At 43.6% G+C, this 24765-nt stretch carries 23 protein-coding genes; 10 read left to right on the forward strand and 13 right to left on the reverse strand.

The features are described 5' to 3' along the window. Positions 1-221 precede the first annotated feature (221 nt). Positions 222-1553, reverse strand: a complete 1332-nt coding sequence (locus ACNQO6_RS04810; RefSeq protein ID WP_440208253.1) for a Na+/H+ antiporter NhaC family protein — start codon at positions 1551-1553, stop codon at positions 222-224. Positions 1554-1827: 274 nt separating this feature from the next. On the opposite strand from ACNQO6_RS04810, the gene trpA reads away from it, so the two are divergent. The 4 genes from trpA to ACNQO6_RS04830 are packed head-to-tail and all read left to right on the forward strand — an operon-like array spanning position 1828 to position 5934. Then, positions 1828-2631 (forward strand): tryptophan synthase subunit alpha, encoded by an 804-nt coding sequence (gene trpA / locus ACNQO6_RS04815; protein WP_440208254.1) that lies wholly within the window; start codon positions 1828-1830, stop codon positions 2629-2631. Beyond that, entirely contained in the window at positions 2628-3524 is an 897-nt protein-coding gene (gene accD / locus ACNQO6_RS04820; protein ID WP_004775442.1) for an acetyl-CoA carboxylase, carboxyltransferase subunit beta, read from the forward strand. Before trpA ends, accD begins: the two co-directional genes overlap by 4 nt. After that, on the forward strand, positions 3521-4807 hold the full coding sequence (folC, locus tag ACNQO6_RS04825; RefSeq protein ID WP_440208255.1) for a bifunctional tetrahydrofolate synthase/dihydrofolate synthase: 1287 nt from the start codon (positions 3521-3523) through the stop codon (positions 4805-4807). The genes accD and folC overlap by 4 nt, the downstream gene beginning before the upstream one ends. Beyond that, the gene (locus tag ACNQO6_RS04830; RefSeq protein WP_440208256.1) at positions 4798-5934 is read left to right on the forward strand and encodes an SPOR domain-containing protein; all 1137 of its coding nucleotides are present in this window, start codon (positions 4798-4800) and stop codon (positions 5932-5934) included. The genes folC and ACNQO6_RS04830 overlap by 10 nt, the downstream gene beginning before the upstream one ends. 22 nt (positions 5935-5956) lie before the next feature. Here ACNQO6_RS04830 and ACNQO6_RS04835 read toward each other — a convergent pair whose 3' ends face one another. The 3 genes from ACNQO6_RS04835 to ACNQO6_RS04845 all read right to left on the reverse strand — a co-directional run bounded on the left by ACNQO6_RS04835 (position 5957) and on the right by ACNQO6_RS04845 (position 8272). Continuing rightward, positions 5957-6541, reverse strand: a complete 585-nt coding sequence (locus ACNQO6_RS04835; protein WP_440208257.1) for a dual specificity protein phosphatase family protein — start codon at positions 6539-6541, stop codon at positions 5957-5959. After that, on the reverse strand, positions 6538-7356 hold the full coding sequence (locus ACNQO6_RS04840) for an MBL fold metallo-hydrolase (protein WP_440208258.1): 819 nt from the start codon (positions 7354-7356) through the stop codon (positions 6538-6540). Before ACNQO6_RS04840 ends, ACNQO6_RS04835 begins: the two co-directional genes overlap by 4 nt. 274 nt (positions 7357-7630) lie before the next feature. Continuing rightward, entirely contained in the window at positions 7631-8272 is a 642-nt protein-coding gene (locus ACNQO6_RS04845) for a peroxiredoxin (protein WP_159414320.1), read from the reverse strand. A 363-nt stretch (positions 8273-8635) separates the two neighbouring features. Between ACNQO6_RS04845 and secA the strand changes: the two genes are divergently transcribed. Further along, positions 8636-11371, forward strand: coding sequence for a preprotein translocase subunit SecA (secA, locus tag ACNQO6_RS04850; RefSeq protein WP_262769296.1), 2736 nt, complete (start codon positions 8636-8638; stop codon positions 11369-11371). A 149-nt stretch (positions 11372-11520) separates the two neighbouring features. Next, positions 11521-11928 carry a hypothetical protein gene (locus ACNQO6_RS04855; RefSeq protein WP_262769294.1) on the forward strand — a complete coding sequence of 136 codons (408 nt, stop codon included), beginning with the start codon at positions 11521-11523 and terminating at the stop codon, positions 11926-11928. 66 nt (positions 11929-11994) lie between these two features. Here ACNQO6_RS04855 and lpxO read toward each other — a convergent pair whose 3' ends face one another. The 3 genes from lpxO to trhA form a co-directional block, all read right to left on the reverse strand. Further along, positions 11995-12900, reverse strand: a complete 906-nt coding sequence (gene lpxO, locus ACNQO6_RS04860) for a lipid A hydroxylase LpxO (RefSeq protein WP_005226913.1) — start codon at positions 12898-12900, stop codon at positions 11995-11997. Positions 12901-13061: 161 nt separating this feature from the next. Next, positions 13062-14372, reverse strand: coding sequence for an MFS transporter (locus ACNQO6_RS04865; protein ID WP_199973814.1), 1311 nt, complete (start codon positions 14370-14372; stop codon positions 13062-13064). Positions 14373-14562: 190 nt separating this feature from the next. Further along, complete coding sequence (gene trhA / locus ACNQO6_RS04870; protein ID WP_005288921.1) at positions 14563-15204, reverse strand: PAQR family membrane homeostasis protein TrhA; 642 nt, start codon at positions 15202-15204, stop codon at positions 14563-14565. A gap of 100 nt (positions 15205-15304) precedes the next feature. Here trhA and ACNQO6_RS04875 point away from each other — a divergent pair, with 100 nt between their 5' ends. Both ACNQO6_RS04875 and ACNQO6_RS04880 read left to right on the forward strand, forming a co-directional pair. Continuing rightward, complete coding sequence (locus ACNQO6_RS04875; RefSeq protein ID WP_440208259.1) at positions 15305-16522, forward strand: class I SAM-dependent methyltransferase; 1218 nt, start codon at positions 15305-15307, stop codon at positions 16520-16522. Positions 16523-16539: 17 nt separating this feature from the next. Continuing rightward, positions 16540-16968, forward strand: coding sequence for a GNAT family N-acetyltransferase (locus ACNQO6_RS04880; RefSeq protein WP_440208260.1), 429 nt, complete (start codon positions 16540-16542; stop codon positions 16966-16968). Positions 16969-16994: 26 nt separating this feature from the next. Here ACNQO6_RS04880 and ACNQO6_RS04885 read toward each other — a convergent pair whose 3' ends face one another. The 5 genes from ACNQO6_RS04885 to ACNQO6_RS04905 all read right to left on the reverse strand — a co-directional run bounded on the left by ACNQO6_RS04885 (position 16995) and on the right by ACNQO6_RS04905 (position 22341). Then, entirely contained in the window at positions 16995-17225 is a 231-nt protein-coding gene (locus ACNQO6_RS04885; RefSeq protein ID WP_440208261.1) for a hypothetical protein, read from the reverse strand. Positions 17226-17406: 181 nt separating this feature from the next. Next, positions 17407-18261 carry a patatin-like phospholipase family protein gene (locus tag ACNQO6_RS04890; RefSeq protein WP_343581179.1) on the reverse strand — a complete coding sequence of 285 codons (855 nt, stop codon included), beginning with the start codon at positions 18259-18261 and terminating at the stop codon, positions 17407-17409. Between the two features lie 66 nt (positions 18262-18327). Continuing rightward, a complete protein-coding gene (locus ACNQO6_RS04895; RefSeq protein ID WP_005226923.1) occupies positions 18328-18549 on the reverse strand; it encodes a hypothetical protein in 222 nt (73 codons plus the stop codon). A gap of 167 nt (positions 18550-18716) precedes the next feature. Then, the gene (locus ACNQO6_RS04900; protein ID WP_440208262.1) at positions 18717-20852 is read right to left on the reverse strand and encodes a 3-hydroxyacyl-CoA dehydrogenase NAD-binding domain-containing protein; all 2136 of its coding nucleotides are present in this window, start codon (positions 20850-20852) and stop codon (positions 18717-18719) included. A 283-nt stretch (positions 20853-21135) separates the two neighbouring features. After that, on the reverse strand, positions 21136-22341 hold the full coding sequence (locus tag ACNQO6_RS04905) for an acetyl-CoA C-acetyltransferase (RefSeq protein WP_343581182.1): 1206 nt from the start codon (positions 22339-22341) through the stop codon (positions 21136-21138). A 215-nt stretch (positions 22342-22556) separates the two neighbouring features. Here ACNQO6_RS04905 and ACNQO6_RS04910 point away from each other — a divergent pair, with 215 nt between their 5' ends. Both ACNQO6_RS04910 and ACNQO6_RS04915 read left to right on the forward strand, forming a co-directional pair. Further along, positions 22557-23654: an agmatine deiminase family protein gene (locus ACNQO6_RS04910; protein WP_440208263.1), complete on the forward strand. Its 1098-nt coding sequence runs from the start codon at positions 22557-22559 to the stop codon at positions 23652-23654. 67 nt (positions 23655-23721) lie between these two features. Beyond that, positions 23722-24276, forward strand: coding sequence for an adenylate kinase (locus ACNQO6_RS04915; protein WP_440208264.1), 555 nt, complete (start codon positions 23722-23724; stop codon positions 24274-24276). A 21-nt stretch (positions 24277-24297) separates the two neighbouring features. Here ACNQO6_RS04915 and ACNQO6_RS04920 read toward each other — a convergent pair whose 3' ends face one another. Then, a complete protein-coding gene (locus tag ACNQO6_RS04920; RefSeq protein ID WP_440208265.1) occupies positions 24298-24759 on the reverse strand; it encodes a GNAT family N-acetyltransferase in 462 nt (153 codons plus the stop codon). Positions 24760-24765: the final 6 nt, after the last annotated feature.

Consider the following 24765-nt stretch of genomic DNA (forward strand, 5'->3'; position numbering starts at 1 on the left):
AACAAATGGGTTTGATATTTTCCTTACTTTTCAGGGATGAAAAGTAACAAAAATCCTCTGTTGGACTGACGGTACGTCCTGAGCAAATTTTAAAGCACTGCTTTGAAATGCAGCGCAAGGCTAGTCCAACGGTCGACATCCATGTCGCCTACCACGATAGTAGATTCTTGTCTCAACTGAAGCGTTATTGAGAGTGGGATTTGAGTAGTAATTCAAATCTTCTATGATTTTTTTAAACGTGGATAATTAAAAACAATGGCAAGCACAGCACAAACCGCAAGAATCCAGCAATAGTAGATATTGCCAATCAATTCAACCGGAGAAAGTTTGGCAATCGAACAGGCAAGTAGTAACTGCGCGCCGTAGGGGATAATCCCTTGAATCACACACGAGAAAATATCCAGTAAAGCCGCACTCCGTTTAGGGTCTACGCCATATTCTCTTGCCACTTCACGGGCCATATCGCCCGATAAAATAATCGCAACCGTGTTATTGGCAACAAATAGATTCGAGAAGACCACCAGAAAGCTAATCCCTAATTCACCTGCACGTTGTTTACCGAATTTAAATAGGCGGGTAATGGCATAGATGCGTTGAATCAGCCACTGCAATCCGCCTTCTTTTTGCATCAATGTCGATAATCCACCCAGCAACATGGAAAGTAATGCCACTTCAAACATGCTGACAAAGCCGTCATAAATCGCACTGTTCAACTTGAGTACATCAAAATCCGGTTTTTCAAGCAGCCCCATCAGACCCGATAAAATCACGCCAATCATCAGCACTGCCAAGACATGGAGGCGGGTAAAAGCAAGAAAGAACACCGTCAGATAAGGCAGAATCAGCCAGAGATCATAAGGCTTGGATTGAATGGCTTCTGCCTGATGGCTCATGGAAATATAAACCATTAAGGTGATGATGGCAGCGGGAAGTGCAATCCAGACATTGACCCGAAATTTATCTCTGAGTTCAACATTCTGGCTACGGGTTGCTGCAATGGTGGTATCCGAGATCATCGATAAATTATCGCCAAACATGGCGCCACCAACTACCGCACCAATGGCATAGACAGGCGCAATATCAGTGGCTTGAGCAAAACCAAACGCAATAGGCGCACAGGCTGCAATGGTGCCCATCGAGGTGCCCATGGCCGTAGCAATAAAGGCGGCAATGATAAACAGCATGGGTAAGACAAATTCTGGCGAAATAAGCGAAAGCCCTAACTGTACGGTCGCATCGACGCTGCCAATGGCACTGGAAACACTGGCAAAAGCACCTGCTAGCATAAACACCATAAACATCAGAATCAGATTCGGGTGACTGGCACCTTGCAGGAATTCTTCAATCGCTGTATTGAGTTTCTGTTTATACAGTAAAAGGGCGAGAATCACCGCAGGTATTGCAGCCACAGGCGCTTTAATCTGATAAAAGGCGAATTCAGTTCCGATCATTGAATGATAAAGACCACTCCCAAGAAAGATGATCAAAAATACCAATAGCGGCAGCAAAGCAAGGGCATTGCTTTGTACTTTTTCGGGAGAGTGGGCAGACATAAAATAAAAAGGAAACTTAAAAATTGCGGCTAGTATAAAGGAGCTTGGCGAAATTCTAAAATGCTAAGCGATCAGCCTGAAATTAGGAATCTTTGATCATTGAGAAAAAACTCAAAATATAGATAAATGTAGCAGGGGAGTTGTAAGTCTCAGGATTCGCAGTTGCATTCACGTCAAACTCTGTTCAATGAGCAAAAAATAGCGTTACAATGCAGTGTTTTTAAATGACCACAAACAACTCCTTAATTTATATAAATCAGGAAAGCATAATCCTATGTCACGTCTTGCCACTCGTTTTGAACAGCTTAAATCTCAGCAACGTAAAGCGCTTGTTTCTTATGTAATGGCAGGTGACCCGCATCCACAAGTCACTGTTCCATTGCTTCATCAAATGGTTGAGGCAGGGGTTGATGTTATTGAACTGGGTCTTCCGTTCTCTGACCCGATGGCAGATGGTCCTGTAATTGCTTTGGCAGCTGAGCGTGCTCTGGCAGGTGGAACCAATACTTTAGATGCATTGGATATGGTGAAAGCTTTTCGCGAAAAAGATCAAACGACACCAGTTGTTTTAATGGGCTATTTAAATCCTGTTGAAGTGATTGGTTATGAAAAGTTTGTGACTTATGCGAAAGACTGTGGTGTTGATGGCGTACTTCTGGTGGACTTACCACCTGAAGCATCTCAGCAATTAGGTGAAGTTCTTAAACAAAATGGAATGGATCAGATCTTTTTGCTCGCGCCAACTTCAACCGACCAGCGTATTCAACATGTGGTCAATCAGGCAAGTGGTTTTGTCTACTACGTGTCACTCAAAGGTGTGACTGGTGCAGCAACCCTAGATACTGCTGAAGCAGCAGCGCGTATTGCAAAAATTAAATCTAAAACCAGTATACCTGTCGGTGTTGGTTTTGGAATTAGTGATGCGGCGTCTGCAAAAGCGATGGGTCAGGTTGCCGATGCCGTGATTGTGGGAAGTGCTTTCGTTAAATCTTTTGCGACATTGCCAGCAGATCAAGCTGCGCAACAGACGGTGAATAAAGTGAAGGAGCTTCGAGCTGCGCTCGATGAGTTAGTATGAGTCAAGAGTTAACATCAGGGAAGGTTCTTAACCCTTCAACCCCTTGGACTGAGCGTCATGTTCCTGGTATTCAGGTGGCAGATCAACAGCAAACGTTTAAAGCGACCTTTACTGAGCCTACGATTGAATGTCCTGAGTGCCATGCACTGGTGACACGTACTGCCATGTCATTTAATGCCTATGTGTGTCCTCAGTGTGATGAGCATCTGCGTATGCGTGCGCGTGATCGACTGAACTGGTTCTTTGATCAGGTCAATGGCGAATTGGGTCAGGAATTTAATGCCAAAGACCCATTAAAGTTTGTGGACAGCAAACCTTATCCAGATCGTATGCGTGAAGCCCAAGATAAAACCGGTGAGACTGAAGCACTTGTGGTGATGCAAGGTTCGCTTAAAGGTTTAGACCTTGTTGCCTGTGCTTTTGATTTTGATTTCATGGGCGGTTCAATGGGTACGGTTGTGGGCGACCGTTTTGTACAAGCGGCTGAACGTGCCATTGCTTTACACCAGCCGATGATCTGTTTTGCTGCTTCTGGCGGTGCACGTATGCAGGAAGGTATGTTGTCCTTGATGCAAATGGCGCGTACTGCAGCAGCCATCCAGAAAATGAAAGAAGCACGTGTGCCTTATGTAGTGGTGTTAACTCATCCGGTTTATGGTGGTGTAACGGCTTCATTGGCGATGCTGGGTGATGTGCATATCGCTGAACCGAAGGCGATGATTGGCTTTGCCGGTAAGCGTGTGATTGAACAAACCGTACGAGAGAAACTGGAAGAACCGTTCCAGCGTGCAGAATATTTGCTTGATCATGGTGTGGTCGATCAAATTGTTCATCGTCATGCATTACGTGATACTGTATACAGACTTGTTGCAAAACTGATGAACTTACCTTGAAACCGCACGCTCCACATTCAACGGATACATTAACAACATGGCTCGATTATTGGAGCCATGTTCATGTTACAGGCATTGATTTAGGTTTAGAACGCGTTATTCCTGTGGCTGAAAAGCTGGGAGTGATGCAACCTGAGGCAAAAGTATTTACCGTCGCAGGCACCAATGGTAAAGGCTCGACCACGACAACTTTAGCTGCAATTTTAAATGCACAGGGTTATAAGGTAGGCCTATATCAGTCACCGCATATTTACCGTTTTAATGAACGCGTAAAACTGGCGGGTGCCGAGGTAGATGATCAGCGTCTGGTGGAGGCTTTTGTACAGGTTGATCAGGCTCGCCGTGAATGTGGATTAAGTCTTTCCTTTTTTGAAGCAACCACTTTGGCTGCTTTTGTCATTTTTAAACAGCAGCAATGTGATGTTTGGGTACTTGAAGTCGGTCTGGGTGGTCGTCTTGATGTAGTCAATGTGATTGATCCAGACATTGCTGTGATTACCAATATTGGTTTAGACCATGTCGACTGGCTCGGCGATACGGTCGAAAAAATTGCTTTCGAGAAAGCAGGGATTATTCGCCCGAATATTCCAGTCATTTTTGCTGGGCAACAACAATTGCCACAAGCCATTCAAGATAAAGTGGCTGAAACACAAGCCCGGTTATATACACTCAACCAAGATTATTTCTATCAGCTGGATGAAAATGGACAAACATGGTCATTTGCATCTTCTGGCACCACTTTAAAGCTTCCTGTTGGTCAGCTGGCTTTGGATAATATTTCGACTGCGGTTGCTGCTGTATTGGTGAGTGGAATAGACATTTCACAACAAGCCATCGCAACGGGTATTCAGCAGGCGCGTCTACAAGGCCGTTTTGAAATCAGGAAAATTCAGGATAGAACGGTTATTTTTGATGCTGGCCACAATGCCCATGGTGTCGAATTTTTATTGAAGCAGTTGCGAAAATTCCTAAAATACAATAAACAGTACACAGAAGTTGTTGCAGTATTTTCAATGTTGGCAGATAAAGACATTCCATCTGTCACTGATTTACTAAAAACAACAGTAAAAGATTGGTTTATTGCTAATTTAGATGTGCCTAGAGCCGCACCAGTGCAACAGATTCAAGACGCATTGCAAGGTCAACAGGTCCATGAGTTCGGCAGTATCCAGCAAGCGTTTGAAACTGTGCTGAAACAAGGTAATAACAATCAGCTGATTTTAGTCTGTGGTTCGTTTCATACTTTAGAGGCGATCTGGGAGTATTTAGAAGAATGTCGATGAATAACAAACAACGTTGGATGGGTGGCGTTGTTCTATTAGGAGGTGGTGTTTTATTGGCCGCACTGCTTCTTAAAGGTAATGAAGAAATAGAGCAAGATCATACGCAAGCTACCGTTACTCATCCTATTCCCAAAACAGCGTCTAAGCCAAAAACCGCTCAACCTGCACAAGAGAGTGAAATGGTTTCATTGCAACCTTTAGCGGTTGATGTTGAAACAGAAAAACGTTTGCTTGAAGAACAACGTCGCTCTCGTGAAAAAGCGGTTGCTGAACAAGAAGCGCGTGCAGCAGAATTCTTAAAGATGCAGCAGCAAGCAGAAGCAGCAGCAGCCCGTAAAGCGGCGGAAGAATATGCAGCAATCAATGCACGCCGTGCTGCGGCACAGGAAAGTTCGGATAATATTCCGCCTGAACTGGTTGAAGATGAAAAAGCCAAGGCAAAACGACTGGCTGAAGACAAACGCAAAGCGGATGAAAAGAAGCGAGCAGAACAGCTTAAGGCTGAGCAGTCAAAAAGTGTTCAACAAAAGTCAGATGCTGAAAAGAAGCTAGCGGAAGATAAACGTAAAGCGGAAGCCGCAAAGAAAGCTGAGGCTGATCGAAAAGCGGCAGAAGACAAGCGTAAAGCTGAAGCAGACAAGAAAGCTGCGGAAGACAAGCGTAAAGCTGAAGCGGATAAAAAAGCTGCCGAAGATAAACGTAAAGCTGAAGCAGATAAGAAAGCTGCTGATGATAAACGTAAGGCCGAGGCAGATAAGAAAGCCGCTGAAGATAAGCGTAAAGCCGAAGCAGACAAGAAAGCTGCGGAAGACAAGCGCAAGGCCGAAGCAGACAAGAAAGCCGAAGCTGAAAAAGCCCGTGACCTGATGGAAAATGGCGACAAGAAATGGATGGTACAAGTGGCACTGGCTGCCAATCAGGCCAATGCCGATGCCGTGGTATCGAAATTGCGTGCCAAAGGTTATAAGGTGATGACCAGCCCGACATCTAAAGGGATCCGGATCATGGTTGGCCCAGCCAAAGACCGTGATACTGCGGATACCACCCGTAAAAAGATCACCTCAGATGAAAGCCTGAATATGAAATCCGCTTGGGTAATCGATTGGGTTCCACTCGATCAGCGTTAAATGAAATTCTTTTGATTGAATGTTAGGAAGATGGATTCAACAGTTGCTGTTGAATCCATTTTACATTTTCAGGGCGAAGCAAATGATCGATATTTTTCCAGATCACATGAAAACCATAGCCGCCTTGTTTCATTTCTTGCACCGCATCTTCAATTGACCAGTGTTCAAAAATAATGCGATACATGGCGATGGTTGCGCCTGTACGGTCTGAACCATGATAGCAATGAATCAAGACTTTTTGATTGTTCTGTTTGGCCGTTTGAATGGCACGCATTGCTTGCAATAAATCATTGCGATTGATCGCCCAGGTATAAATCGGGATATGCACCAGATTAAAGGGCTGGTCCTTGAGTACCTTGGCATCGTCATTGCGTGCACGAAGGTTGATCACCGTATCAATATTGTACTGTTTTAAGCTTGGAATTAATTGATTGCTCGGCTGTTCGCTACGAAACACATCACTGCTGATCTGATAAAAATTATGGGTATGCGAGATCAGCGTTCCCCAGTGTTTAGGGCGTTGTGCATCATCCAGACTCGGATGTTGCATACAGCCGCCCATGCCAAGGGTCGAAATAAGTGTCAGGGCAATGAGAGTTTTTTTCATAAGATAGCTTGGTAGCGATTGAATTCAACGGGATCGTGCGCACAAATTAACTCAACCTTGGGCTCATGTTGAGCCAGATATTGTAAGCGTTTCAGGTTATGCACACGCTGCTGGTTATCCTCTGCCAATAAGCGCTCGGTAAGATCGAGTGCTCTCAGTTTATGTTTCGGATTGAGTTCTAAATGGGAAAAATAAGCATCACCACAGAATAGAATCCAGCCATCCTGCTTTTTAATTGCAATACCTGTATGTCCAAGTGTATGTCCGAGCAACGGCACCATTAGAATTTCATCCTGAAACAACGGGAGGCCTTTTACACGCTGGAGATTAAACCATTCTTCACCATCGCTATGTTCTGCAAAGCTCCAATGTCGATGCTGTTTAAACTGCGCGGTTTTATAACGTAGTTTGCCTTTGCCAGATAAAGTCTGGGTTGCATTAAATTCAGAGGCCAGCACATACACGGTTGCATGGGGAAAATCAGAGATGCCGCCAGCATGGTCAAAATCCAGATGACTCACAAAAATATGTTTTACATCGTTGGGACTAAAGCCGAGTTGCTGAATCTGTTGAATGGCACTGAGCTTCAAGTTCGGCACGATAGAACCAAATTGTGTCAGCAAACTGCCAAGGCGCTGTTCGGTATGTAAATAGTCTTGCAGGCCTAAGCCTGTATCAACCAGTACCAATCCCCGATCAGTTTCAATTAATAAACAATGACACACCAGATGGGCTTTCCAGCCTTTTTGTCCAAATAAAGGCGCGCAGACAGGGCAGAAGCTGCCACAATGCAGGTGATGGATGTTATAGATCATGATGATTTTTATTGTGTTCCGGATCGAATTATTTTTATAACGTATCGATTCAGAAATACCAAAACAAATTTGAAACAGGCGGAAAAAAAGCCTATCGATGCGATAGGCTTGATATTTTGTCTTGTACTGCGGTTAAAGCTTTCGCTTTAATCTTTTACTCACAGCGTAGCTGTTCACCTTCTTGTGAAGCTTTAATCGCTTCTCAGGAACGAGCGTTGCTCGTCTTTATGGCTACGCACTTCGTTTGTCTTGCACTGCGATTAAAGCTTTCGCTTTAATCTTGTTCAGGCTGGGGCGTGAGTCTTAAATACGGTTTGACGGCTTTATAGCCTTTCGGGAAGCGCTGTTTGATTTCTTCCTCATCCTTTAATGACGGCACAATCACCACATCTTCGCCTTGTTGCCAGTTTGCTGGTGTCGCGACTTTATGGTTGTCGGTAAGTTGCAGTGAGTCGACCACGCGCAATACTTCATTAAAATTACGGCCTGTTGATGCCGGATAGGTAATGATCAAACGCACTTTTTTATTCGGATCAATAATGACCAATGAGCGAACGGTTAGGGTTTCACTGGCATTAGGATGAATAAATCCATAAAGTTCAGATACTTTTCGGTCTTTATCTGCAATGATGGGAAAATTCACCGTGGTATTCTGGGTTTCGTTAATATCCTGAATCCAGCCTTTATGTGATTCCACATCATCCACCGAAAGGGCAATGGCTTTAACACCACGCTTGTCAAATTCATCTTTCAGTTTGGCGGTATAACCCAGTTCAGTGGTACAGACCGGCGTATAATCCGCTGGATGGGAAAACAGAATACCCCAGCTATTGCCTAAAAAGTCATAAAAATCAATATTTCCTTCGCTTGACTCTTGCTGGAAATTTGGTGCGATATCGCCTAAACGTAATGTCATGATCAGTCCTCTATACTTTTTTCTATGTTGTTTCTTTATTCAATATGCAACATTCACTTTATAAATAAAATTATTGTTTTTGTATTTTGTTATGAACTTTTGAGATATCTCTTAGGGATCTTGTTAAAAAATGATCGGAAATTCACATTCAGGTCGATGTAAGTTGAAGGCAAATTTGCTACATTAACGCATCTTTACTGGTGTGATGTCAGAATCGCCTCGCAGATTTTTTTACCTGTTTGGATGCAAAGCACTTGTAGTTCTTATTTCTGACTCCATAATAACAGCGAAGAAAAAATTAACCGACCTAGGGTTTGTTGTTATTGACGAACCTTATAACAAACAGGATTAGAGAGTTTATTCATGTTGGCAAGTCTGATCGGAGGTATCTTCGGTACAAAAAATGAGCGTGAGCTCAAACGCATGCGTAAAATTGTTGAACAAATTAATGCGCTTGAACCGACGATATCTGCTCTTAACGATGCAGACCTCTCTGCAAAAACTCCAGAATTCAAACAACGTTTTAGTAATGGCGAAAGTTTAGATAAATTATTGCCAGAAGCGTTTGCTGTCTGCCGTGAAGCGGCAAAACGTGTCATGGGCATGCGTCACTACGATGTGCAGTTAATTGGTGGTATTACCTTGCACGAAGGTAAAATTGCCGAGATGCGTACCGGTGAAGGTAAAACCCTGATGGGTACTTTGGCGTGTTATCTCAATGCATTGAGTGGTCAAGGCGTTCACGTCATTACTGTAAATGATTACTTGGCGCAGCGTGATGCCGAGTTAAACCGTCCTTTATTCGAATTTTTAGGCTTGAGCATTGGTGTGATTTACTCCATGCAGATGCCTGATGAAAAGGCACAAGCCTATACTGCCGATATTACTTACGGAACCAACAATGAATTTGGTTTCGATTATCTGCGCGACAACATGGTGTTCTCTTTACAAGAGAAAAAACAACGCGGCTTAAGCTATGCCATCATCGATGAGGTCGATTCGATCCTGATTGATGAGGCGCGTACACCATTGATCATTTCTGGTCAAAGCGAAGACTCATCTCAGTTATACCAGCTGATCAACAGTATTCCGCCAACATTACGTCCACAGAAAGAAGAAAAAGTGGCAGATGGTGGACATTTCTGGGTGGATGAAAAGCAGCGTTCAGTAGAAATGACTGAAATCGGTTATGAAACGGTTGAACAGAAACTGATTGAAATGGGGCTGTTGGCAGAAGGTGAAAGCCTGTATTCAGCAACCAACCTGAATCTGGTTCACCATGTGACTGCTGCAATCCGTGCGCACTATTTGTACCAGAAGAATGTACATTACATTATCGGTATCAATCCGCAGACGCAAAAAGAAGAAGTGATTATTGTCGATGAGAGCACGGGTCGTACCATGCCGGGTCGTCGTTGGTCAGAAGGTTTGCATCAAGCGGTTGAAGCCAAAGAAAACATGGAAATTCAACCCGAAAACCAGACATTGGCAACCACAACTTTCCAGAACTATTTCCGTCTATATAAAAAGCTGTCAGGTATGACCGGTACTGCCGATACTGAAGCTGCGGAAATGAAAGAAATCTATGGTCTGGATGTGGTGATTATTCCAACGCACCGTCCAATGGTCCGTGTCGATCATAACGATTTAATCTATTTAAACCGTAATGGTAAATATACCGCGATTATTGAAGAAATTACCAAGATTCGTCAGCAGGGCGTTGCACCGATCCTGATCGGTACCGCGACGATTGAAGCCAGTGAAATTTTATCTGCCAAGTTATTACAGGCGGGTATTCATCACGAAGTACTGAATGCGAAACAGCATGAGCGTGAAGCCGATATTATTGCGCAAGCAGGTAGTCCGAATGCGGTGACGATCGCAACCAACATGGCGGGCCGTGGTACCGATATTTTGCTGGGTGGTAACTGGAAAGCCAAGCTTGCCAAAATTGAAAATGCGACCCCTGAAGATGAGGCGCGTTTACAGGCACAATGGGAAAAAGATCACGAAGACGTGTTAAGTTCTGGTGGTCTGCATATCATTGGTTCTGAGCGTCATGAATCACGTCGTATTGATAACCAGTTGCGTGGTCGTGCAGGTCGTCAAGGTGACCCGGGTGTATCACGTTTCTATCTGTCGCTTGAAGATGATTTGATGCGTATCTTCGCGGGTGACCGTGTAGTTGCCATGATGCGTGCCATGGGCTTGCAAGAAAGCGAAGCGATTGAGCATAAAATGGTCAGTCGTTCGATTGAAAATGCTCAGCGTAAAGTTGAGGCACGTAACTTCGATATTCGTAAGAACCTGTTGAAGTACGATGATGTGAACAACGAACAACGTAAGATCATTTATTCGCAACGTGATGAAGTTCTGGCAGAAAGTACGCTACAAGACTATATCGAAGAAATGCATCACGAAGTGGTGAAAGGTTTAATTGCCAATTTTATTCCACCAGAGTCAATTCATGACCAGTGGGATATTGAAGGTCTGGAAGGTGCGTTACAGTCTGATCTGGGGATTGAGTTACCGGTACAACAATGGTTAGACCAAGACCGCCGTTTAGATGAAGAAGGCCTGATTGAGCGTATTGCGGATGAAGTCGTCGCTCGTTATCGCCAACGCCGTGAGCAAATGGGAGATGAATCCGCAGCTATGCTGGAACGTCACTTCATGTTGAATTCACTGGATCGTCATTGGAAAGATCATTTGGCAGCGATGGATTACTTGCGTCAAGGGATTCATTTACGTGGTTATGCACAAAAGAACCCTGAGCAAGAGTACAAGAAAGAAGCCTTCAATTTATTCGTGAATATGCTGGGGATTATCAAGTCTGATGTGGTGACTGATTTATCTCGGGTTCATGTACCGACAGCTGAAGAACTGGCGGAGCTTGAAGCACAGCAACAACGTCAGGCTGAATCAATGCGTCTTTCATTTGAACATGATGATGTCGACGGCTTAACCGGTGAAGTCACGGTTTCTGAAGAAACTGAAGGCTTTACCGACAATGCACCATTCCCGGTACCGGAAAGCCGTAATGCACCATGTCCATGTGGCTCAGGCTTAAAATACAAGCAATGTCACGGTAAAATCTAAAGCTGGATTTTAGATTGCACTAAAATAAAAAAAGCAGAGCATTGACTCTGCTTTTTTTTACGATAAATAACTTGAGTCAATGACAGCTTTGTAGTTTCATTATTGGACTTACAGATCTTGATTGAATTCGCATTAAAAGCGGGAAGACAATGAAAAAACCATTACAACTTTTAATTTTGGCAAGTGCTGCAGTGTCAGGTTTTGCATTTGCAGCTGAAGCTCCACAAACAACCACTGTCGATAAAGTATTGGCAGCAAAAGGTACTAACACGGCTGAAGCACAAATCAAGCGTGAAGTGACGACTGTCGTCAGCCCGCGTACCGGTATTCGCTATACCTTAGGCGAAACAGGTAATCGTCCAATCGTATTGCAAACTGCGGCAATTGCACCAGCGAACTCTGCCAACATCAATCGTATTGTGGCATCAAACCCGGCATTATCTGCAAAAAGCCAAGAGAAAGCGAAGATTGCTTTAATTGGTGAAACTGCCGTTCAGGCGGCGAATGCGGCTGCTGCACAAACTGCGGGCACCCAAACAGCTCAGGCGATTCAATAAGCAGTCGCTTCGGAATAAAAAAAGAGATGCAATCGCATCTCTTTTTTTGTAATTAAAACAATAGGTTTACAGAAAACTTGGCAGCAGGATCAGGCCAATAATAATCGCAAATAATAACCACTTTGAAGCATAGTACAGTGGACGATTACGTTCTTTTAAACCACGACCGTAATGATGTACCGCATAGCCATATTTGAAAATACGGTTGATGAAACCGGTCTTGTCTTGGTCATCATTGGGTGAGCTTGCAGCTGACATGACATTACGGCCAAACCAGTGATTGAACTTTTGTGCCCAGCCCCATTTCATTGGTCGTTCAATATCACAGAACAGAATAATGCGCGTTTCATCGGTCTTATTCTCAGCCCAGTGCACGAAGGTTTCGTCAAATACAGTAGCTTCACCATCTCTCCAGCTATAGCGCTCCTGATCGACTTCAATAAAGCAGTCATCGCTATTCGGAGTCACCAAGCCAAGGTGGTAGCGTACCGAACCGGCATAAGGATCACGGTGTTTACCCAGATAACTTCCGGAAGGAAGCTCTGTGAACATTGCTGCTTTCACTGAGGGAATGCTTTCCAGTAGTGCTACGGTTTTGGGACAGAGTTGTTGTGCTGACGGGTGACTATCTTGATACCATTTCAGATAAAAGCGTTTCCAGCCACGTTTAAAGAAGGTGTTAAAGCCCGCATCATTATTCTTTTCAGAGGCTTTAATCTGGTTCTGTAGCTGAATGGCTTCCTCGCGAATCACCTGCCAGTTATCTTGCAGTGGTTTGAGTTCAGGGAACTGCGCCACATCAAAGAAAGGTTGGTTCGGCAATTTGGAAAAGCCCGTCATAAACATGTTAATCGGCGCTAAAAATGTCGAATGGTCAAATAATTGTCGAGATGCTTTTAAGCGCTCTTTACCGCGTAAATAGGTATATAAGAAGCTGATTAAAAATACGGCAACGATAATCACTGCGTACATAACACAATCGTCTAAGAAAAAATAAAGGCGGTTATTTTAGCACAAAAAATATTTGGAAGAATGCAGTCGGAAAAGCAACTTTATAAGATAAAAAGACTCAAATTGAATGGTATTTCAGATGATCTGGATCGGTTCTGCACAGATCATCTGAAATTTAGTGCTTAAATCTGATTATTTACATCATCATGTTTGGTTTCACGAATCATTAAAAAGGCGATTAAAGACAGGATCGACGCGCAGCTGAGATACAGGCCCACTGCACCCAGTCCATAACTTTCAGCCAGTTTGGTCGCAATATAAGGTGCAAAAGAGGCACCGAAAATACCTGCCAGATTAAAGGTTAAGGCAGAGCCGGTATAACGGACCGAGATAGGAAAAATCTCTGACAGTACGGTACCAATTGGTCCGTAGGTTAAACCCATAATCGCAAGACCGATACACAGGAACAAGAACACTAGCAGTGGATTACCTGAGCCTAATAACGGTGCAAAGCAAAGTCCGAACAAGGCAGAAAGTACACAGACTGCAATCGAGGTGTTTTTACGGCCAAACTTCTCTGCAAAAATGGCAGAGAGGGGAATAAAGGCAGCAAAACAGAGGGTCGCGAACAGTTGTAACACCAGAAACTCACCGCGCGCATAACCGAGTTTGGTGGTGCCCCAGTTCAAGGCAAAAACCGTGGTGAGATAAAACACCACAAAGGTACAGATGGCGGCGATGGTACCCAGGATTAACATTGGCAAATGTTTGGTCATGACTTCCTTGAAAGGTACATTGACTTCTTTTTGCTTATTCAAGACTTTCTGGAAGGCCGGTGTTTCATGTAGCTTCAAGCGGATATACAAGCCAACCAAGACCAAGATTGCACTGGCAATAAATGGAATACGCCAGCCCCAGGTCATGAATGCCTGTTCTGTCATAAAGGCATTCAGCAGTAAAAATGAACCTGTAGCAAGGATAAAGCCGATCGGTGCACCGAGTTGCGGGAACATGCCATACCAGGCACGTTTGCCTTCTGGTGCATTCTCCGTAGCGAGCAACACTGCACCGCTCCATTCACCACCCAGACCTAAACCTTGTCCTAAACGACATAATGCGAGCAGGAGCGGGGCGGCAAGGCCAATCTGCGCATAAGTCGGTAACAGACCGATACACACTGTTGAAATACCCATGGTCAGCAAGGCAGCTACCAAGGTGGCTTTACGGCCGATCCGGTCACCGAGATGCCCAAACAGTGCCGCGCCGATCGGGCGTGCAATAAAGGCGATGGCAAAGGTTGCCAGTGATTTTAGAACGGCAGCACCATCGCTACTTTCTGGGAAAAATAAATGTGGAAAAATGAGTACAGCGGCTGTGGCGTAGATATAAAAGTCAAAAAACTCAATCGTGGTACCGACAAGGCTGGCAAATAATACCCGTACTTTTGAATTGCTGGCCACTTCCGGGGTGGCAGTCGTAGTGCTTGACGACATACAAGACCTTCATGTTATTCGTTCAAGAACATATGGGGGCTACTGACATTTCACCAATACTTGCGACAGTGGGTATCTTTAGCCAGTCACGCAATGTATGGATGAAACGCCAACAGCCCTAATGACTGTCTTGAAAAATTCCTTTTGAATGTGCAGTTTTACTTAGAAAAACTGAATGCTATATAAGGCTTTATAATACATAACAGTAGATTGCTAAAAAGTGTAATCCTGCCCCTAATAGCACAAAAACATGCCAAATTGCGTGGGTATATCTTACCTTTTTTAACGCATAAAACAATGTGCCGATGGTATAAGCCAATCCGCCTGCAATTAAGAGTTGTATCGCATCTTTGCTCAGATAACGTTGCATATCATCCATCACCAGAATGGCGAGCCAGCCCATCAACAGATAAGCTGCCAGAGAAATCTTCTGGAAGCGGTGAATAAAGACCAGCTTAAACAGGGTACCGATCAGCGCAATGATCCATAAGGCAATCAGCAGGTAGTGGGCTTTGGCGGTGGGTATCGCAATACTCAAAAACGGGGTATAGGTGCCAGCAATCAGATAATAAATAGCAGTATGATCCAGCTTTTTATACCAGTAGCGTTTACGTTCATCCACTGCAAAGTGATAGAGCATGGAACTGCTGAGTAGCAGTACCAGACTAAATCCGTAGACCCATAAACTCATCCACTGGCCTAAGGGCAGTGCATGACCCTTAACGATCAGAAAAATGGAAGCAATCAAAGCAAGGGCCGCGCCAAGTCCATGACTATAGGCATTGATCAGTTCTTCTTTGGGGTCATAGTCCAGCAATGTTTTTGAGTTCATCAAGCGATCAGGTGCATAAAAATACAACTGTATCGTAATGCAATTTCCCTTTTAAAGTAAGACGCTTTAAAATTTAGTTTCTATTTGTCAGGTTTTCATTATGTTTGCGCCGAATTTTTCTTTTGAACAAGAACAGCAGTTTTTCTTGGATATCCAGCAATCTATTGAAAATAAAAGCTTTGATCGCCTGATTCTGAGTCAGTACAGAGGGGAGCTGGCACATTTAGAGAAGATCACTTTCCGTAGGATTGAACTGCAAGGACAGGCAACATTGTCGTGTTTGTATCACCATACGACACAAGACATCACCAAAAACTATTCAATGAGTGAAGGTCTGGAAAAAATTGCAGAATTGTTGGCTCAATCTAAACAGGCCAATTTATTTACCTTGAATCAAGATATTCAGCTCAAGAAAAATAAAAAGAAAGCCATGTTGACCCGCCAGAAAAAACAGGCAGCAACGGACAAGCTTGAACAACAGCAGCACAACCGTGAAAAGCAACGTTATGTGCAGCAGCAAAGCCCGTTCTTAAAACATCTCGGGATTACCGATGAAAAAGGGCAAATCGTGCCTAGCATGGCACGGAAGTGGAAACAGATTAATAAATTTATTGAGATCTTTTCAAATGCCTATGAACAGATCGATGCTGCACAGCAGGAATTAAATATTGTCGATTTTGGTTCAGGTAAAGGCTATTTAACGTTTGCCCTATATGATTATTTGCAAGCACAGCAAAAGACGCCTTTAATCACTGGGGTGGAACTGCGTTCCAATCTGGTGGAGTTCTGCCAGCATGTGGCTGATCAGGTCGGTTTTAATCACCTGGACTTTTTTGAAGGTGATGTTCGGAGCTATCAACCAGAAAAACTGGATGTGATGATTGCATTACATGCCTGTGATATTGCAACGGATTTTGCCATTCATACCGGGATTCGTCTCAATGCATCCATGATCATGTGCGCGCCATGCTGTCATAAAGAGCTACGTCCACAATTACAAAGTCCAGAAGTGTTACAGCCGATGCTTCAGTTTGGCATTCATGCCGGACAGCAGGCAGAAATGTTGACAGATAGCTTACGTGCCTTGTTGCTGAAAGCCTATGGTTATGAAACCAAGGTATTTGAATTTGTATCTTTGGAACATACCAGCAAAAATAAAATGATTCTGGCGACCAAGCGCAAGGATATTCAACAACCTGACGCTAAAATTATGCAGCAGATTCAAGCTTTAAAAGCGATGTATGGAATTGAGAAGCAAAGTCTGGAATTGTTATTGCAAGATCAGATGCCAGTCGAGAATATTGGCTGTAAGTGTTAATTCAAACAGAGAAAACGATGTATCAAGTCAAACAGGGCATTTGGGATCAATTACAGCAAGACGCGAAATTGATCCGGACATTGGTTTTTATTCAGGAGCAAGGCATTGCGGAAGCAGATGAGTGGGATGAGCAAGATGTGATCTCACAACACTTTGTTGTTTATGATCAAGATCAGCCGATTGCGACAGCACGATTATTACAAAATAATAGCGTGGGGCGAGTTGCAGTACTGAAGGCTTATCGGGGGCTAGGTCTTGGTCAAATGATCATGCAAGAGATTCTGGCCTATGCACGACAGCAGCAGCGTGAATTTCTGCATTTATCCTCACAAGTGCATGCGATTTCATTTTACGAGCAGCTTGGATTTGCAGTGCAAGGCGAGGCATATGATGAATGTGGTATTCCTCATATTGAAATGATCATGCCAATCACAGCAAAGGTCTAAGCTGTAACTGGCATTCATTCATCTGACTACTGCTTAGATTGCTCCGCCACTTCGGAGCTGGCCGGTGCAGCTTCCTGAGCCTGTGCTTTCTGTTGCTGTGCCTTGCGTTGCGCACCAGGCATATAATCAGGTTCTTGGCTCATCGCTAAATAGAAAAAACTTAAAAAAATGGTACTGAGCACCCCAACAATGATGACAAATTTCCATCCCAATACGGTTTCATTTGAATCTTTTTGTGGGGATGGCTGCTTATTCATAATCAATTCCCAAATAAATAAAAAAATAAAAGCAGATTTTGCGCCTTTTTAGCTGCTGTTGCCAAGTCTAAAATAGCAATGTGAATCCTATTGAGTTAACGGGACAGTCTAAAAGGAAAATATTCGGGAGATCTGGAGGGTGGATCAGCATGAACACGCTGATCCTGTCTTAATATGGGATTTAAAGTTTGTTCCAGTCTTCGATGGCTTGTAAGCCAACATCTAAACCTACATCATAGCTATAGCGGATTTTGGCCTTATTCTTGGTCAGCCGACCTGCCATGTTTTTCAGATCAGGTGGGCAGACTTCCAGAATTTTTTGTCCTGATGGGGCGCGTACAAACTGGACCGAATCATTATAGCGTTGTGTTCTGGACAATAGGCTTTGTGCAAAGCCTTGATTTTGCTTGAATAGGTATTTTGCAAGGAACTGATCGCCTTTGCTGCCTGCTTTATAATAATTCTGGGGGCGGGTTCGTACGACCATCAATTTGGAAACATCATGCTGTTGTGCTGCCCAAAGTACGGGCAAGGCATCTGCTACACCGCCATCGAAATAAGGTTCTCCAAACACCTCAACGGCTTGGCGTGTCAGTACCGGAATGGAGCTAGAGGCCCTTAGGCCATCCAGAATATTGTCTTTTGAGGCTTTAATATAGGTGGCTTCGCCAGTAATGGCGTGGGTGAGGACCATATAAAATTCAGGATGATTGGCAAATAAATGTGCCTGATTCAGTGGATGTTCGCTTTCCACGACTTCCCACATCCATTTTAAATCGAGCAGGTCACCGCCTTTGAAAAAACGGCCATAATGAATAAATTCTTTTCGAAGCGAATGATCTAAGTAGATTTGTAGTGTACGGCCTTGTTGTGCAGCCAGATAGTTGGCGACATTGGTTGAACCGGAAGAAACACCAACACAGAGATCGAAGGGATTAAACTGTTGCTGTAAAAATGCATCTAAGACACCGCTGGTGAATGCACCGCGCATTCCACCACCTTCAACAACCAGTGCCTGACGATTTTGTTGAAGCATTGAATATCTCGAATAATATGATAAATCCATGTTTTACACGGATTTATCATATTCCACAATAACACTTTAGTGATTGTGCTGGTGGTTTTCCATGCTAGTTTCAGACATCATGGATGATTGTGACATTTCAGACTGAGGCGCCACTTTATTTTTGTTCATCGGCATATAATCTGGCTCATTATTCATGGCTAAATAGAAAACCACCATAAAAATAAAGCTTAGAATACAGGTGATAATTAATGCTTTCCAACCCCACGGTGAGGTTTCTGGACAGAGTTTCTCAGACATAAGATAGTTCCAAAGGACAAAAAAATTAAAGCAAAACTGTTGGTGGTTATAGCACAAATCGTGACGTAATGCTCGAAAGTTTTGCTGGGGTGCCATTGAAAAAAGAAAAAAGCCCGTACAGACAACGAGTTCCGTACGGGCTGATCTGCAACGCAGAGAGCATAAAATTATTGAATGATTTCTTTTCTCTGTGCGAGGTCTTTTAAGCGTTGCGGTGGCGCAAAACGTTCACCATATTGGTCTGCCAGTTGTTGAGCACGTTGCAAGGATTGCTCAATCCCGTTTTGATTGAGGAATTGAATCGCCCCACCGGTCCACGGTGCAAAACCGATTCCAAAAATTGAACCGACATTGGCATCAATCACAGACTCTAAAACACCTTCTTCATAGCAGCGTAAAGTATCCAGCGCCTGTACAAACAGGAAGCGGTCAATCATGTCCTGTTCAGAAATACTGTTGTCTTTCTGCCAACGGCTGAGTCCATCCCATAAATGCTTTTTGCCATTTTCAGGATAGTCGTAGAAACCAGCACCTGCTGCCTTACCTTTACGATTCAACTCGTGAATCATGGTATGCACCACGTCATCGACAGGGGTTTTCGGTAAATCTTTACCTTCAGCCTGCAAGGCTTTACGGGTTTCGCTAGCCACATGTTCAGTCAAGCTTAAAGAGACTTCATCCTGAATCGCCAGTGGACCAACCGGCATACCAGCTTTCAATGCCGCCATTTCAATTTTGGCTGGATGTACACCTTCAGCAAGTAAACGCATCCCTTCCTGAATAAAGGTTCCGAACACACGGCTAGTAAAGAAACCACGGCTGTCATTGACGACGATCGGCGTCTTGGCAATTTGCTGCACAAAGTCATAGGCTTTCGCTAAGGTATCCGCAGAAGTCTCTTTGCCTTTAATAATTTCAACCAGTTGCATCTTATCTACTGGACTAAAGAAGTGTAGGCCAATGAACTTCTGAGCATCTTTGCTTGCTGTCGCCAAACCTGTGATTGGCAGGGTCGAGGTATTCGATGCAAAGATGCCACCTTCAGCCAAATATTGTTCAGCTTCCTGAGTCACTTTGGCTTTTAATTCCTGATTCTCAAACACCGCTTCGATGATCAGATCACAGCCTTGCAGATCAGCTGCATCAGCGGTTGCCGTAATCAGCGCTAAAACCTGGTCACGTTTTTCTGCGCTCATACGACCTTGAGAAACACGTTTGTCGAGAAGCTTTTGAGAGTAGGCTTTACCTTTCTCTGCATTTTCAACCGAGACATCTTTCAGGATCACAGGGATACCTTTGATTGCAGTTGAATAGGCAATGCCTGCACCCATCATACCCGCACCTAACACACCCACTTTAGTCGCTTGCCATTTTGCAACCTCTGCAGGGCGGCTTGCACCCGACTTGATGGCATTGAGGCCATGCCAGAAGGTACCGATCATATTTTTGGAAATTTGGCCGACAGTAAGTTGCGTAAAGTAACGCGACTCAATACGCAAAGCGGTGTCGACATCCACTTGTGCACCTTCAACTGCTGCCGCCATGATCGCTTCAGGCGCAGGGTAGCAACCTTTGGTTTTATCACGTAGCATCGCAGGGGCAATGGCAAGCACTTGTGCTACAGCAGGGGTTTTCGGATCACCACCCGGAATCTTGTAGCCTTTGACATCAAAAGGTTGCTGTGACTTTGGATTGGCTTTGACCCAGGCAATCGCCTTATCTAACAGTTCTTGCTCATTCTCGGCGGTGTCATGTACCAAACCGAGTGATTTGGCTTTATCGACACCAAATTGCTTGCCTTCCATTAGGAAAGGAAATGCATTTTGCAGGCCCAGTAAACGTACCATACGCACGATACCACCACCACCTGGCAGCAAGCCTAAAGTGACTTCAGGCAAACCAAATTTGGTTTTTGGATCATTGATGGTAATACGGTAATGACAGCCTAGAGCAATTTCCCAACCGCCACCGAGCGCCGTACCATTTAAGGCAGCAACAACAGGTACGCCTAATGTTTCAATCGCACGTAAGTCGCCTTTGAGCTCTTCAATCATTTTGAAAAATTCAGTGGCATGTTCAGGCTGAACCTGAATCAGTTCATCCAGGTCTCCACCAGCAAAAAAGGTTTTCTTGGCAGAACGGAAAATAATACCTTTCAGATCCGTTTCTATTTTGAGCTTTTGACTGACGTCTTGAAGTGACTCTCGGAATTCTGCATTCATGGTATTGGCAGATTGACCCGATGAATCAAGGGTAAGAATTACAATATTGTCAGCGTTTTTTTCGTATTTAATAGCGCTCATATATCATCGTCCAATATTTTATAAGCTTTGTTTCAAGTTACCCACTTATCTGTATTTATGAAAATACGCATAGCAGGGTCTTGTTTAGCTCTCATCTAATTTCAGGATAAACCTTCGGTTCGACCTACTTTTGTTTCGGCAAAAGTAGGCAAAACCATTGTCATTCGCAAAACCTGTTCAATTTCTTCATTTATAAAATTGATCGTAGAAACAATAAATTGCATATACTATGCAGGTTGCGAATGACCTTTCCGAGTATCATATTTTTGGGAGCGTTGGGTGTTTATACAACTTCAATAATGGTGGCGATCCCCATTCCACCACCGACACACAATGTGGCCAAACCACGTTTTTTACCTTGACGTTCTAATTCATCCAGCAGGGTGCCTAAAATCATGGCACCCGTTGCACCGAGTGGATGACCCATCGCAATTGCACCGCCGTTGACATTGACTTTCTCGGCCGGAACCTTGAGCTCATTGATAAAACGCATCACTACGGCAGCAAAGGCTTCATTTACTTCAAACAGGTCAATATCATCAATTGTTAAGCCAGCTTTGGCCAAGGCTTTACGCGCAGCAGGCGCAGGACCTGTCAGCATAATGGTTGGATCGGTACCGACCAATGCCGTTGCCAATACTTTGGCACGTGGTTTTAAGCCTTGTTCTTTCACTGCTTTTTCAGAAGCCAGTAACACTACTGCAGCCCCATCGACGATGCCTGAGGAGTTACCTGCATGATGCACATGGTTAATTTTCTGTGCTTCTGGGTATTTCTGTAAGGCAACGGCATCAAAGCCCATTTGTCCCATCATTTCAAAGCTGGCATTCAGTTTTGCCAAACCTTCAACGGTGGTATTGCCTTTAATAAATTCATCTTTTTCCAAGATCAGTACACCTGAATGATCTTTGACAGGCACCACGGATTTATCAAAATAGCCATTGGCTTGAGCTGCAGCTGCTTTTTGTTGTGAACCGACTGCAAAAGCATCGACATCTTCACGACTATAACCATCTAAAGTGGCAATTAAATCTGCCCCAACACCTTGTGGTACAAAAGATGACTTTAAGTTGGTTTCAGGATCAAGTGCCCAAGGACCGCCATCAGAACCCATCGGGATACGAGACATGGATTCCACACCACCTGCGACGACCACATCTTCCCAACCAGAACGGACTTTTTGTGCGGCCAAGTTGACAGCTTCTAAACCAGATGCACAGAAACGGTTAATTTGCACGCCAGCAACATCATCATTCCAGCCCGCTGCAATCGCTGCAGTTTTAGCAATATCACCGCCTTGGTCTGCAATAGGCGTGACACAGCCTAAAACGATATCATCGACTTTTGAGGTATCGAGCTGATGGCGTTGTTGTAATTCATTCAGTAAGGATGTGAGTAACGTAATCGGTTTGACTTCATGCAGTGAGCCATCTTTTTTTCCTTTTCCGCGTGGCGTGCGAATGGCATCAATAATGTAGGCCTCGCTCATAGGTTTTCCTTATATCACCTTAAAATTGTTGTTTATCGAGTGTACTCAATTTAAGTGTCAGTGCAATGATGATAAACATTGGCAAGTTTGATGTTTTTCGCCAATTTGATCGACGTCCTGAGTAAAGGTGTGAGGTGTTAAATTTAGGATTTTTCTGTATGGCGTGTAATGTCTTCGATTAAACTGGCAAGAGATAGCAAACAGGGGTAAGGCAGATGATAAAACGAAATCGTCACTATACTGTCGTGGCATTGATCTTGTCACTTTTGGGATGTGACTCATCTGGACGAAATTTTGAAAATAACAAAGCAATCGAGGATAAAAATAAGGTGAGTCAAACCTATTCAAACCAAGTCACTGACGACAGAATGCTATTGGTGTTGTCTGCGCCTTCGGTACATGATCCTTATTACAAACCTGCATTCCAACGGATTGTGGATTTCCAGATTGATTATGCAAAATCGATTTTGGGTAATGATAATGTCGTGATTTTAGTGGATGAGGATACCAAGCCTTATTTCACAGGCAAAGTGCCTGAAGATATCTTACTGGTAGAGGATGTCCGTGATATCTGGATGCGCGATTTCACCACAGTCAATCCCATGCAACCGGTGCAATTTACTTATACTTGGGCCTCGATGAGCAAGAAACACAGTAAAGATGTGCAAAAAAGTTTTAGTCAATTTGCTGATCGTTATCAGATTCAAAGAGCCAAAACCGATCTGATGCTAGATGGTGGCAATCTGGTGGATGATTATGCTGGTCGTGTTATTACCACTACACGTTTTATGGAAGATAATGAACTTAGCTATAGTGAGGCCAAGCAGGAATTAAAAACCACATTAGGTGCAAGTGAGGTTGCTATCTTGGAACCTGATGAAGAGGTGCTGGCACATTCGGATGGTATGGTCAGTTGGGTGGATAAAAATACCTTGCTTGTGAATGACTATTCAAAAACACCATCCTTTAGAACAACCGTAATGAAGGAGTTAAAAGCGTCGTTTCCAACTGCAAAAATTGTGGAAGTGCCTGTTGAATATAAGACCAATCCAAAAGGGCAGTGGGAAGGTTTTGAGTCCGCATGCGGTGTGAATTTAAATGCGACGGTCACACATCACAATATATATGTGCCAACTTTTAATATGCCGCATGACCAAAAAGCACTCACGATCATCCAGCAAAATACCCGCAAGAAAGTCATCCCTGTAAATGCTGAAAGTGTGTGTCCAATGGGTGGCAGCGTGCGTTGCCTCACTTGGCAGGTGACTGGGGACAATGCCGTGAAACTTATTCAAGCGGCAAGAGATAAGTGACAGATGTGTCATTATTTAAATAGGAAGATAAGAAATATTGAGTGCTTATGAATAACGTCGAGAAGCCATGAAATTTATTAATGTTGTAGGAAGCTCTGCTGCTGGAAAAACGACTTTTGCCCGTCAGCTCGCGCAAAAGCTAGGTTTGTCTCATATTGAGATGGATGATCTGTTTTGGCTGGATAACTGGCAGGAAACACCAGATCATGAATTTTTTGCTAAATTGCAACATCAAATGGATGAAGCTGCTAGCGGGTGGGTACTTGATGGTAATTATTCTCGAACACTGGATTTAAAGCTTAAATATATTGATACGATTATTTGGCTGGATTATTCATTTTCGTTAAATCTGTACCGCTCAGTTAAACGAGCCATTAGTCGAGCGGTGACACAAAAAAGATTATGGGAAAATTCCAATAATCGAGAAAGTTTCAAGACCAGTTTTCTGTCTAAGGACTCTATTATTTTATGGATGATTACCCATCATGCTCAAAATCGTAAAAAGTATTTGGCAATGATGAATGATGCTCGATATCAGCATATCCGGTTTATTCGTTTGACTTCGCCAAAACAGGCCGCAATATTTTTAAACGAGATGGATACTGATTTATTTAACTTATAGAAAGGAGCTTATGCAGACTACTTAATCTGATAAATCTAAATGAAAGAATTGGTTGTAGGGTGATTCGTTATATTCTGCGAAAGCCGCACCTTCAACAAAGCCAAACTTTTTATATAGTTTGATTGCGGCATCAAAATGAACGTCTTTTCCTGTTTCTAAGCTGACTCTTTGATAGTGACGTTGCTGAGCGAGTTTTAATAAAAATTCAAGCAGTTGTGCTGCGACGCCTTGACGTAAATGATCAGGATGAGTCCGCATAGACTTGATTTCTGCATGGTCGGGTGTCAGCTCTTGGATTGCGCCACAGCCCAGTAATTGATCGTCATTCCATAAGGTATAAAAACTAATAGAATCTTTTTGCAAACTACTCAGGTCTAATGCAAAACTATGTTCAATAGGTGTGTTCTGATGCAGGCCATACAAATGGAGATGAATAAGATTTTGGACTTGTGGGTGAGTGAAATCACCTTTTTTTATGATCATTGTTGT

Origin of the sequence: Acinetobacter calcoaceticus, assembly GCF_051947995.1 — a bacterium.
Taxonomy (GTDB): domain Bacteria; phylum Pseudomonadota; class Gammaproteobacteria; order Pseudomonadales; family Moraxellaceae; genus Acinetobacter.